Here is a 12,696-nt window from a genome sequence, read left to right as displayed (position 1 = left end):
TTATTTTATAACCAGAAAGGGATCAATTCTCCTTGGAGAATATGGATCCCTTTCTGGCTATATTCATTTTTTCAATCGAGATAAGAATGTATCTTAGATTATGTTTCTCTCTGTTAAAACCTCGATTCCACCCCATTTTCAGCTGTAAAACACATCATAATATATATAAATCATTTCATTAATTAATAATTATAAACTGAAGAGTAATAGGTACACCTTCTGAAGGAGCTTCATCCACCAACAAAGTTAATTTTCCATTTTCTACTTGGTAATTACTTTGAGGTTAGAGAATCCCATTAATAAACAAATTAATATAGGAAACTTCATTTGGTGATAGTATCTCAGTTATTCCATATTCTCCAAAACCATCACTATTTGTATACACAAGGTTCTGTCCATCTGAAAAAGTAAAATATAATAAACTAGTTGTTTGTATTGGTCCGGAAATTGGCGGCCCTGGTGGTCCTTGTGACCCTGGTAAACCTCGCGGTCCTTGCGGCCCCAATACCGGGCAACAAGGAGGTCGGGAATTAGAGCAAGAATAACAACGAGAACAAGGACAACAATTATTCTCTCTTTTATGAGTACACGGCCTTCCTTTGCCTTTTCCATGAAACTTATCTCTTCTACAATAAAAACACATACAAGGAGCCTCCTTTATTTGAGACTTACTATATATATGAAAATGCATAGATTCTGTTTGGATGCTTGTCCTCGTTCTTTTGAAAGCAACAAAGTATGTATTTTATTAGGGGTTAAGCGTTAAGTGTCTAGTTATCCAACCTCGTATAATATGAATAGTGTATTTATTTTTAGTTAACATGATACATTTTCAGGGAAGTTAGAAAGTCCACACCCCTTTTATGATAGGGAATCTGAACTTTTCCTTGTGTTACTAAAGGATATGCTGTATAGTTTGGCTCAATACTAAACATGATGACCATATTCCGACCTCATGACCACGCAAACGACCACAAATTTTATATAAATCTATGGATGCTTACAAAAGTAAATTTATATAGAAATCTCTCTTTTTACTATTAAAATAAGGTTTCATAGAAATTCTATAGAAAAATACAGAAGCCTATAAAACAATGTATGATATGTATTTCATGACACTTTGTTAAATAGAGAAAAAAACAAACAAAGAGGAATTTTGTTGTCCCTCTTTGTTTGTCTTTTTAATTTAACGCGCTCGAAGTTTAAGGACTAGTACATATATAGAACCACCTAGTAGAATTAGAAATCCATTCGCACATGTAAAGAACCCTAAAATAGCGCCTCCGTACGCAGCTCCTTCTCCGGTTTCACCTTGTTCAAGATGTTGAAAATGATAAGAGCAAACTGCCGCTTAAAAATCCAATGATAGGGGACGAGAGCATTATAGAAAGTCCCCATAGAACAAACCGCCATTGTGATCGTTTAAAAAAAATAAAAGAGCAAATGTTTAATAGAAAGATAATACAAATGAAAACGGCCAAAATAAAATTTTCCATTTTCTCTCCTTATCTGTAGATGTATAATTTTTGACGAGGTTCGTCCTAAAAAGTTTTAAAAATTTATGTTTTCTACGAAAAAGGCCCAACAGAGATGCTATAATGAACATTAATCTTCTATGATAAGGCTTACATACTAGTTTAACTGTTATGAAGAAAGTGAGGGGAAGAACATGTGTAGATATAATTTTTAGAATATTTAGACTTTTCAAGGTGGATTTCTAACTGTACTGTTTTATATGCAAAGGGGGATTTGGGTTGTGTTGTCGATATTAGGTTTTTGTATGATTGCTACTTTTCTTTTTCTCGTTATTTTTAAAAGGCTCTCAGTGGTTGTTGCGTTTGTGTTTGTATCTGTCGCTTTTGCTCTAATTGGGGGATTTGGGACAAATATGGGCGAGATGATGATGGACGGGATTATAACTGTCGCGCCAACAGCGGTTATGATCGTTTTTGCTATTTTATACTTTGGATTAATGATTGATGTAGGGTTATTTGATCCAATGGTTTCTCGTATTCTTACGTTTGTAAAAGGAGATCCACTGAAGGTTGTAATGGCAACAGCTATTATTACAATCATTGTTGGGCTTGATGGAGACGGTTCGTCTACTTTTATGATTACAATTTCAGCCATGCTCCCTCTTTATAAACGGTTAGGAATGAATCGACTGGTCTTAGCCTGTGTTGTTGCATTAGCAGCGGGCGTTATGAACATTATTCCTTGGGGAGGACCTTTAGTGCGAGCTTCTGCAAGCCTTGGGGTTGAAGTATCGGATCTATTTATCCCGCTTATTCCTGTTATGATTTCAGGCCTTTTATGGACGCTTTTTTCTGCTTATATACTTGGCAAAAAAGAACGTGATCGCTTAGGTGTTATTAATCTAGAAGCAACACAAACAAAAGGTCTCGCAGAACAAGCTGTAGCAGGTGAAAAAGGAGGGACACACTTATTTTGGTTTAATTTACTGCTTACATTAACGCTTATGGTTCTTTTAGTTATGGAAGTATTGCCAATCCAAATTTTATTTGCGATTGCTTTTACGATCGCTCTATTTATCAATTTCCCAAATCCAAAAGAACAGCAAGAAAGAATTTTGAGTCACGCTCATAGCTTTGTTACGATCAGTACTCTTGTGTTTGCGGCAGGTATTTTTATCGGTGTTTTCAGTGGTACAAAAATGATGGATGCTATGGCCAATTCTATTGTTTCAATTGTTCCAGATTGGTTAGGGCCACACTTGGCATTAGTTGTAGCTCTAACAAGTCTTCCGCTTAACTTTATTTTTTCTCCTGATGCGTACTATTTTGGAATTTTGCCGATTTTAAGTGAAACAGCAGCAAATTTTGGCGTGAATCCAGCAGAAGTGGGGAGAGCTGCTCTTTTAGGACATTCAACTGTAGGCTTTCCTTTATCCCCTCTTGTTCCAGCAACATTTATTTTAATCGGACTTGTAGGGGTGGAATTTGGAGAGCATCAAAAATTCTTGTTAAAATGGGCGATCGGAACAACTGTAGTTATGACAATAATAGCTGTTTTAACAGGAGCTATTCCATTTTAAAAGAACAAAAAGCGACGATGACTTTTAACATCGTCGCTTTTTGTTTGCGAAGGAATTTACATTTCAATATATCATACTAACGCTAATATTTCGTTTAAATCTTGAGAAATATAATGTGGTTTCTGATCCACTTCTTCCATTGGAGAACGAGTGATGTTAATCCATACGGTTCCAGAGATATCCCAACCGTTTGATGATATTATATAGTACAATTCCACTTTGGGTTTCAAAATGAATCAAAAATGCGTTTTATGTTGTAAACATGAAGGCTAGGGGGTTTTGAAATAGAAAAAGGTGGGAAAAGGGATTTGTAAGCGTTACCAATAGATATAACTCTCTTTTTATAAGGAAGGTTCCAGAATTTTAAATAAAGAAAAGAAAGAAGAAGGAATACCACATCAGAGTAAGAATAGACTAAGAACCTTTACTAAACTTTTTTTAGAAAATAAACGAGAGTCGTTTTTATTAGTTTTTTTTCTAAAGAAAAGGGTAAATAAAAAATAAGTCGTAAAATGTCTTTATTGTAATAATTTTGTCATATAAAAACCGCTTTATTTTTAATTTTAATAAAAAACACTCTCTTAATACGGAATAAATAGAGAAATAGTAAATAAATTTCATAAAAAGAGAGAAAATCCTTTTCTTTTTTTAAAATTTGTTGTAATATAAATGTAACAAAAGTAATGCAAAACAAATTTACGTTACATAAAGATATGAATTTAAAATTGAGGAGTGATTTAGAAATGAAGAAAATTGGACTAGTATTATCATCAATCGCAATATTTTTTGCTCTAAGCACAGGAGCCACAGCACAGACAAATTCTCAAACCTTAACAAATGCAAATGCGATTAAAATCGCAGCTAGTGCCAGCGATCATTTCTGGAATGCCCTACACGGTTATAAAAAAACACCATGTACACAAGGCACATTTAACTATAAAGGAACACCGTACACATACCTTTGCCCAGAATTTGATACTAAAGCAGAATTAACAAACTACTTATCTGAAACATTTACAAATAACGCAGTTGAAAAGGGATTAACAAAATACAGCTACATCACATACAATGGCAAACTTGCTCATCCAGTTGGCGACGGATTCAGCATGCTAGAGTGGACAAAAGCGAAAGCAAAACTTGTTTATCAAACATCCACAGTTCGTTCTTATGAGTTTACAGTTCCAACTGTTGATGGAGCAACTGTAAAACGTACTGTAACATTCTACAAAGCGGGAACACAATGGAAAGTAAATAAATTTGATGCAGTTCAATAAAGTAGAAAAAAGCAACTTGCTATAGAAGCAAGTTGCTTTTTTCTTTATAGAGATGTAAATAAGAGCTTTATCCAGTGTGTTTTTATACAGAGTATCTAAAATTGAATTTCTCTAAACTGTTTTGGAGTTAAGTTTGTATGTTTTTTAAATGTTGTCATAAAGTGAGTGTCGCTATTAAATCCGGATTCAATCGAAATTTCTTTAATAGATGTGTTTGTGTTTTGAAGTAACTTTTTAGCATAATTGATTCGGAAGTTGATAATGTACTCATATGGTGAGAATCCAGTGTGCTTTTTAAATACACGTGAAAAGTGGAAAGGAGTTAAATGAACATACTGAGCTAACTCTTTTAAGTTAATTTCTTTTGTAAAATGATTTTCGATATAGGAAATAGCATGTTTAATCACTCTTTCTTGGATATCCGTTGTTTCGTGTGTGACTTCATTCAATTCATACATGATTTTATGAATATTCATAGAGATTAAATGTTCATTAATATTTGCTTTTTCCGCCATGCGGACAATTTGACTTATGCATTCTGGAATCACAAAATTGTTTTTAACTGAAAAAATACAGCCGCTTTTTTCAAAGAGTAAATTAAAATAATGCTCACTAGATATACCTGAGAAATGAAACCATTAACAAGAGGGTTATCATTAGAACAGATTGAGCGTAATTTTAAGAGTATGTAAGAACATCAGAAATTAATAGTTATACTTGTAAGCGCTTTAAATAAAATGAGAATTAATAAGTTTAAAAATCAGAAATTTCATTTAACTAAATGGAGAGTATAGAAATAAAAAGTCTAACACCACTTTATGATGGTTGTTAGGCTTTTTTATTTTCTGAATTTACAAGAGTAAGAGTATACTAATAGAAGCAAGAGACATCTTCAAAAAATACATAGCTAAAGTTGAAAGGAATGGGGAACTAGTGATGATATATTTAATCGCTGTTTTACTTGTATTATGTCTGGCCATTGTATCATTTATCAACTTTCATCCTGTATTTGGAGGAAGTGTAAAGAAAGAACAAAAGGAGAATTATAGTAGCCTCAATAATTATAAAAATGGGAGATTCGTGAATTTAGTACCAACGAATGAGAATATGGGTGTCGCTGATATGTTCTCTATGCTTAAAGATTCTTTTAGGAATAGAGGAGAGCGAAAACCAAATCAAAACCTTCCTATTCTTGAAATTGATTGGGATAAAGTCAACAGTGAAAAAGATAGTTTAACTTGGTTTGGTCACTCTGCCTTTTTACTTAGTATCGATGGGAAGAAGATGCTCGTTGATCCGATGCTAGGCTTTGTGGCTTCACCAGTTTCGTTCGTAGGAAGTAAACGTTATAGCCAAGATACATTAACAATTATTGATCGATTACCTCGTATTGATGCTGTCCTTCTTACTCATGATCATTACGACCACCTTGATTATCCGTCAATCCGAAAGTTAAAGAATAAAGTGGAACATTTCTTTGTTCCTCTCGGTGTTAGTCCCCACCTCCTTCGATGGGGGATTGCCAAAGAAAAAATCACTGAACTGAACTGGTGGGAGGAAAGGGAGTTTCACGGCTTAACAGTAGCGCTAACACCATCAAAACACTTTTCTGGAAGAGGAGTTTTTAATCGAAATACGACTCTATGGGGAGGGTGGGTCGTTCTTGGACAAAAAACGCGTTTTTATACGAGCGGAGACGGGGGATATGATGAACATTTTAAAGAAATAGGAAAAAAATATGGACCTTTTGATATGACCTTAATGGAAGGTGGCCAATATGATCGACGCTGGTCTGACATTCATATGAAGCCTGAAGAATCTGTGCAAGCTAATATCGATGTTGGTGGAAAGCGGATGATGTTAATCCATTGGGGAGCTTTTACGCTTGCTTTTCATCCTTGGACAGAACCTGTAGAAAGAGCCTTAATGGAGGCACAAAAAGCAGATGTGAATATGGTAGTTCCTCAGATTGGAGAAACTGTTGAATTAACAGGAGAGATATCACATTCATCTTCAGTTTGGTGGAGAATGTAAGTAAAGTAGATTTTGGAAATAATGAGGATAAGGATCTAATGAATAATAAAAAGTCCATGGTAGATAAGTTTATTATAAAATTATTATGTTAACTAAGTTGATGTAAAAAAGTTAAAAAAGAATAAAATTTTTAAAGAATAAAAAATATAAATAGTTAAAAACCATCCTCGTAATTTTACTCCATCTGAGGATGGTTTTTGCATAAATCGTCAGTCATTAATTTCAAGAAGAAATATATAACTGCACGCCTAATCCCAACTTTTAGCATAGTCGTGAATTAAAAAAATGATACTTTCCATCGCTGGAGACACCCATTTATCTTTATGATAAGCAATAAATGTAGAAACACCGTACTGTTCACCTTGAATTATCTTTCCATTTAATAGCCCATCTTGAAGCTCTTTTTTGACTGTAAAATAAGGCAACAATGAAGTACCAAGCCCACTAATAACACATTGTTTAATCGTCTCTACACTGGCGAAATCAACGCTATTGTCCACTTCGATATGATGATCTTCGATATAATCATCAAAAATTCTTTTGTAAGCGCACGTTCGCTCTGTATATAGAACGGTTTTCCTGTTTCCTTTGTTTTTTAAAGGAGTAAGTAACATCATTGGTTCCCTCTTAATTTTTTCAAAATATAAATCCTTTGCAGTCCAATCATCTTTTTCTAATACTAGTGCTATATCAATATTCCCTTGTTGAAGTTCCGACGTAATATTTCGATGATCAACAGACTTGATGGACAGATTCACCTTGGGATATTTTTTGCTATATTGGAGCAATATTTGTGGTAAGCGACATGTTGTGATAGCTTCTGTTGCTCCAATCGTTAAATCTCCTATAGGTTCATGGTTTTGGTGAGCTCGTTCTTTGATTTCTGTATAAAGATTAATAATTTTGATTGCATATGGAAAGAACTGTTTACCGAAAGCAGTAAGAACTACCCGTTTCCCTAAACGATCGAATAAAGGTTGGTCAAGCTCTGCTTCTAACTCTTTAATATGATTTGTAACAGATGATTGAGCATAGCCAAGTTCATCAGCTGCTTTTTTGAACCCTTCTTTCTCTACAATTGTTTTAAATGTGACAAGCTGCCGAAGCTCCATAGCCTCTAACTCCTTCTTCGTTCAATTTTACTGAACGTTTTATTCATTTATATCTATTTTACTAAATTCATTGGGTTCATTACAATATAATTGTATTTAACTTCACTAGTTGATGAAGTTTTTAGTCTGAAGAAATAGATAAATTAGAAGAGGGAGTTTTAGCTATGACAAATATAAAAAAACTATTTGAGGGTGTTACATTAGGGAATACTCTGTTAGATAATCGGGTTGGAGTGGCCCCGATGACTCGTACAAGCGCTACTGCAAAGGGATTAGTAACAGATAAAATGATTTCTTACTATACTTCTTTTGCAAAGGGAGGATTTGGTCTCATTATTACGGAAGGAACGTATACAGATCATCAATACAGTCAGTGCTATTTTCACCAGCCTGGTATGATCGATGAAGAACAAGCAAAAACATGGAAACAACTCGTTGACTCTGTTCATGAAGCAGGAGCAAAAATTTTCATGCAGTTAGAACACACAGGACCGCTTTCACAAGGAAATCGTTTTATTGAAGGGACAATTGCTCCGTCTGCTGTCCAGCCTAAAGGAGAACAACTTGAATTTTATGGAGGAAAAGGGCCGTTTCCTCTTCCGAAAGAAGCAACAAAAGAAGAGCTTAAAGAAGTAATAAACGGATTTGTTCATTCAGCCAAACGTGCTCAGTCCGTTGGTTTTGATGGAGTAGAAATTCATGGAGCAAATGGTTATTTATTAGATGCCTTTCTAACTGATTATACGAATCACCGTAAGGACGAGTATGGAGGATCTACAGAAAATCGAGTTCGTTTGTTAGTGGAAATAGCAAAAGCGGTAAGGGAAGAGGTAGGACCAAACTTTACGGTAGGCATTAGAATTTCACAAAGTAAAGTCAATGATTATAAACATAAATGGGCCGGAAAAGAGAAGGATGCTAAAATTATCTTTGAACAATTAGGGAAATCTGGCTTAGATTATATCCATGTTACAGAGCACCATGCACAGCAACCAGCTTTTGATACTAGCGGTTTATCTCTTGCCGCTTTGGCAAAGAAATATGGAGGCATTCCAGTGATTGCAAATGGTCATCTAGAAGATCCTTTAGCAGCGAGTGAAATGGTAGAAAGAGGAGAAGCAGATGTTATTACATTAGGAAAAGGTGCACTTGCTAATCATGATTGGGTTCAAAAAGTAAGAAATGGCGAACAACTAAGAGAGTTTTATCAAGAAGAAATTTTAAGACCTAATGCAAAAATTAAAGAATTTGAAGTATAGGTCTTCTATAGGTGATCCTTTCTTAAAAAGCCGATTCCTTAACAGGGGAATCGGCTTTTATCATTTTCTCACAGAGGACTCCCATCTCAAGGAATGTGAAGGGCGTAGCCCAATGAGTAGGAGGGAGATGAATATCGGTTAGGCATAAGGCTAAAGGTATTATTATCTTCATACGAAAATGTATATCTAGGGAAGACAGCATATTTTAATAAATTAAACGTTATCATATTAGTAGCTCTCGATTATTTCCATAAATTTGACTTAGTAAAATAAATTATTAATAATGGGTGTAGATTATGTGCTATTATAGTAACTATTATGTAGTTCAATGAGTTAACAAATGATTTAGATAAAACAGGAGGGGTTTGTATGGAGGGCAATCAAAGACATGATCTTCTAGATAATTGGCTATCCATCATTAATGTACAAACAAACATTGCAAATACATTAGAACGTGCGCTAGAGGAGAAATACAGTTTATCATTAAAAGAGTTTTATGTTCTTTATTTTCTATCACAAACGGATGATAAGCAATTAAGATTGCAGCAGTTGCAAGAGATGGTTGGATTGAGTCAAAGTGCGATTTCAAGGTTAGTTGGAAGAATGGAAGCAAACAGCTGTGGAGCATTAGAGAGACACTTATGTGAAGATGACCGTCGAGGTATTTACACTCGGTTAACACCCTTAGGGGAAGAAAAATTAAACAAAGCTTTAGCTACTTTTGAAGAAATTCTTCAATCCACCTTAGCAGAAGGAAAAATTCAAAGTGAGTGGCAATCGTTCCTAAACAAGTTTCAATAATAAAGGATATGGGTATAAGAGGATAGAAATAAATATGAGGGTGTTCTTGATTCTATCTACTACCCATTTTACTTTATATTGAGCGAAAATTCTTAATTTTTATAAAGTAGCTCAATCGTTATAGTGATACATGAATTTCTAATAAAGTGTATGCAAAATGAACGTTTGACAGAAGAAAAATAAGATGGTAAATTATATGCGTGCGCATGCATGTTGAGTTCATCACTCTTAAACTTAGCGGTATTTATATAGATTAGTCTTTGAACTACAGTGAATGATGAAATATAAGAAATATTATTTGATAGATGCATGATAGAGATGGTAATTTGAATGCGTGCGCATGCATATTAAAAATATGTGTGAACGATAAATAGTTCAAAAGATGAGCGCTGATGACAGAAGGGGAAAAGATTTTTCACTTTCCATTGGTTTTGGGTGTTCATTAAAGCATAAAAAAATAATAAAGGAGTTTTTAAAATGAACGATTTATTTACACCTTATACACTAAAAGGGCTGGAGATGAAAAACCGTATTGTCATGCCTCCAATGTGCCAATATTCAGTAGAGGCGAAAGACGGAATTGCGACAGACTTCCACTATCAACATTATGTAAGTCGGGCAATTGGTGGAGCTGGATTTATTATAATTGAAATGACAGATGTAGAAGCAGACGGACGAATTTCAGATTACGACTTAGGTTTATGGTCTGATGATCAAATTCCAGCAATCAAACGCATTGTAGATGCTTGTCACCAATATGGAGCAAAAGTAGGTATTCAAATTGCCCACGCAGGACGTAAAGCAGAAGATGCAGAAGTTCCTGTAGCACCATCTGCCATTGCTTTTGACGAGAATTATAAACAACCTCGTGCACTTTCAACTGAAGAAGTGAAAGAGATGGTCGAAAAGTTCCGTAAAGCGGTACAACGTGCAATAAAAGCAGGCGTTGATGCAATTGAAATTCATGGTGCTCATGGCTACTTAATTCATCAATTCCATTCTCCATTAACAAACAAACGTGACGATGAGTATGGACAAGATTTAACGAAGTTTGGTCGTGAAGTTCTTCGCGCAGCTAAAGAGGAAATGCCAGCAGATATGCCATTAATGATGCGTATTTCTGCAAAAGAATATGTAGAAGATGGATATGATATCGAAGAAAGCATCGAATTTGCGAAAAAATATCAAGAAGCAGGTGTTGATATCTTTGATATCTCTTCAGGTGGAGAAGGTCCAATCGGGGCAGGGGGACGTCCTGGAACACACGCGGGATACCAAGTGCCTCTTGCAAGAGAAATTAAAAAAGCACTTAATGTACCTGTTATTGCTGTAGGAAGACTAGACGAACCAACACTTGCTAACGCAGTGATTGGAAATGAGGAAGCAGACCTTATTGCTGTTGGCCGAGGCATGTTAAGAAATCCTTACTGGGCATTAGAAGCATCGAAAAAATTAAACAAAGAAACTGAAATTCCTAAACAATACGTGGATGGTTTTAGACGTTAAGCTTCCATTCAAATATATCTATTTAAGATAAGCTTGCCATTATGATAAATAGTAACTAAGCAGAATTAAATCATAAAATATTTAGTAGGGAGAAAAAGGATCTTCAGTCGAAGGTCCTTTTTTGCTACTTGTTTAAACCAGATTTTTTCGATCTCATTGCATTAAACATCAAAGAAAGTGGATTAGGTTCTACAAAAGGATGGAAGCGTCTTATTATTGAAAAACCATTTGGGCATGATTTAACATCTGCGCAAGACTTAAATGAGAAATTAAGTCAAGCATTCAAAGAAGATGAAATTTATCGAATTGATCATTATCTTGGAAAATCTATGGTTCAAAACTTGGAGGCTTTAGAATTTGCCAACCCTATTCTTCAATCATTATGGAACAACCAACATATTGCTAATGTTCAGATTACAGCAAGTGAGACGGTCGGAGTAGAAAAAAGAGCTGATTATTATGACCAAGCAGGTGAAATTCGGGATATGGTGCAAAACCACATGCTACAACTTGTAATGATGACTGCTATGCATCTTCCTAAAAAACTTAGTTCACACGAAATCCGTGATGAAAAGAGGAAAGTGATGGAGTCACTTCGTTCGATAAAGAAAGAAGATGTAGATCTGCATATTATCCGAGGTCAATATGATGCAGGTGAAATTCATGGTCAACCAGTTGTAAAATATACCGATGAACCTAAAATTGATTCTTCTTCTCAAAATGATACATTTGTAGCTGCACGGTTATGGATTGATAATTCCTTTTGGAATGGAGTCCCTTTTTACATTCGGACTGGAAAAAGAATGAAGGATAAGTCAACTCGAATTGTTATTGAATTCAAAAACTACTTAAAAGATCTGTACAAAAATCAAGATGAGACAGTTGAACCAAATCTCTTAATTATTGAAATTAACCCACATGAAAATGTAGCCTTACAATTGAATAGTAAAAACTCATTAAAAAATGGAAAAATTGAACCGGTTAGAGTGGAATTTGCAGCAGAACAAAAAGGAGCACCTGAAGCTTATGAACGTCTAATCTTCGATGCTTTAACAAATGATTCCACCTTCTTTGCTCATTGGAAAGAAGTTGAATTAGCTTGGGAATGGATTCAGCCAATACTAGAAGCCTTTGAAGAAAATCTTTTGCCTCTTTATCCATACTCATCAGGTTCCCATGGCCCAGATGAAGCTAATCGTTTACTAGAAGAGGACGGGTTCAAATGGTGGTTTGATGAAGAATATTCGGAACGTAAAAATTAGTTCGGCCACTTTAAGACAAAACATTAGGAAAGTATAACATCTATCAATACTAATATAAAAAAGACTCCTAACATGGAGTCTTTTAAAAGAAACACACTGTCTTATATATCTTTTTTAATTGAATTACTGTTCTGTTAAATCTGATATAGAAACACTTTGTTTATTATTTGGTTCATCAATATTATGAATTGTAGCTGTTCCATTTTCTTGATCTACATGTTCAATATAAACATTTTTTCCATTATACATTATATTAGCCATGTTCGTTGAATTAGAAATTTCTTGTGCTCTTTGTGCATCCATGTTGACAGCCTCCTTTTTCATTTATAACAGTTACAGTATTTACGTTTAACTGCTTTATATACATAAAAAGAGTGTAAAACGAGATATCAT

9 protein-coding genes and 2 pseudogenes are annotated in these 12,696 nt (G+C 34.6%); 7 read left to right on the top strand and 4 right to left on the bottom strand.

Annotation, left to right across the window (positions count from 1 at the left end):
• Positions 1–178: 178 nt before the first annotated feature.
• Positions 179–502: pseudogene (locus BM012_RS26860) on the bottom strand (DUF4183 domain-containing protein); the annotation flags it as partial.
• Positions 503–1,756: 1,254 nt separating this feature from the next.
• Here BM012_RS26860 and BM012_RS15605 point away from each other — a divergent pair.
• Entirely contained in the window at positions 1,757–3,055 is a 1,299-nt protein-coding gene (locus BM012_RS15605) for a CitMHS family transporter (RefSeq protein ID WP_061805642.1), read from the top strand.
• 743 nt (positions 3,056–3,798) lie between these two features.
• Positions 3,799–4,329, top strand: a complete 531-nt coding sequence (locus BM012_RS15600; RefSeq protein WP_061805643.1) for an IseA DL-endopeptidase inhibitor family protein — start codon at positions 3,799–3,801, stop codon at positions 4,327–4,329.
• A gap of 95 nt (positions 4,330–4,424) precedes the next feature.
• Here the strand turns inward: BM012_RS15600 and BM012_RS15595 are convergent, their stop codons facing one another.
• On the bottom strand, positions 4,425–4,844 hold the full coding sequence (locus tag BM012_RS15595) for a helix-turn-helix transcriptional regulator (protein WP_235862812.1): 420 nt from the start codon (positions 4,842–4,844) through the stop codon (positions 4,425–4,427).
• Positions 4,845–5,265: 421 nt separating this feature from the next.
• Between BM012_RS15595 and BM012_RS15590 the strand changes: the two genes are divergently transcribed.
• Positions 5,266–6,363 (top strand): MBL fold metallo-hydrolase, encoded by a 1,098-nt coding sequence (locus BM012_RS15590; protein ID WP_061805645.1) that lies wholly within the window; start codon positions 5,266–5,268, stop codon positions 6,361–6,363.
• A gap of 248 nt (positions 6,364–6,611) precedes the next feature.
• On the opposite strand, the gene BM012_RS15585 is transcribed toward BM012_RS15590, so the two are convergent.
• Positions 6,612–7,475: a LysR family transcriptional regulator gene (locus BM012_RS15585; RefSeq protein WP_061805646.1), complete on the bottom strand. Its 864-nt coding sequence runs from the start codon at positions 7,473–7,475 to the stop codon at positions 6,612–6,614.
• A 164-nt stretch (positions 7,476–7,639) separates the two neighbouring features.
• On the opposite strand from BM012_RS15585, the gene BM012_RS15580 reads away from it, so the two are divergent.
• From BM012_RS15580 to zwf, 4 genes and pseudogenes are all read left to right on the top strand, one after another.
• Entirely contained in the window at positions 7,640–8,734 is a 1,095-nt protein-coding gene (locus tag BM012_RS15580; protein WP_061805647.1) for an oxidoreductase, read from the top strand.
• 369 nt (positions 8,735–9,103) lie between these two features.
• Positions 9,104–9,535 carry a MarR family winged helix-turn-helix transcriptional regulator gene (locus tag BM012_RS15575; protein WP_061805648.1) on the top strand — a complete coding sequence of 144 codons (432 nt, stop codon included), beginning with the start codon at positions 9,104–9,106 and terminating at the stop codon, positions 9,533–9,535.
• Between the two features lie 477 nt (positions 9,536–10,012).
• Complete coding sequence (locus BM012_RS15570; RefSeq protein ID WP_061805649.1) at positions 10,013–11,041, top strand: NADH:flavin oxidoreductase/NADH oxidase; 1,029 nt, start codon at positions 10,013–10,015, stop codon at positions 11,039–11,041.
• A 74-nt stretch (positions 11,042–11,115) separates the two neighbouring features.
• Positions 11,116–12,303, top strand: a pseudogene (zwf, locus tag BM012_RS15565) (glucose-6-phosphate dehydrogenase); the annotation flags it as partial.
• Between the two features lie 123 nt (positions 12,304–12,426).
• On the opposite strand, the gene BM012_RS15560 reads toward zwf, so the two are convergent.
• Positions 12,427–12,606 carry a small acid-soluble spore protein H gene (locus BM012_RS15560; RefSeq protein ID WP_019391006.1) on the bottom strand — a complete coding sequence of 60 codons (180 nt, stop codon included), beginning with the start codon at positions 12,604–12,606 and terminating at the stop codon, positions 12,427–12,429.
• Positions 12,607–12,696: the final 90 nt, after the last annotated feature.

Source organism: Priestia endophytica DSM 13796, from assembly GCF_900115845.1.
Taxonomy (GTDB): Bacteria; Bacillota; Bacilli; order Bacillales; family Bacillaceae_H; genus Bacillus_I; species Bacillus_I endophytica.
Note: the sequence above shows the minus strand (reverse complement) of the source record. Positions and strands in the feature narration are given on the sequence as shown.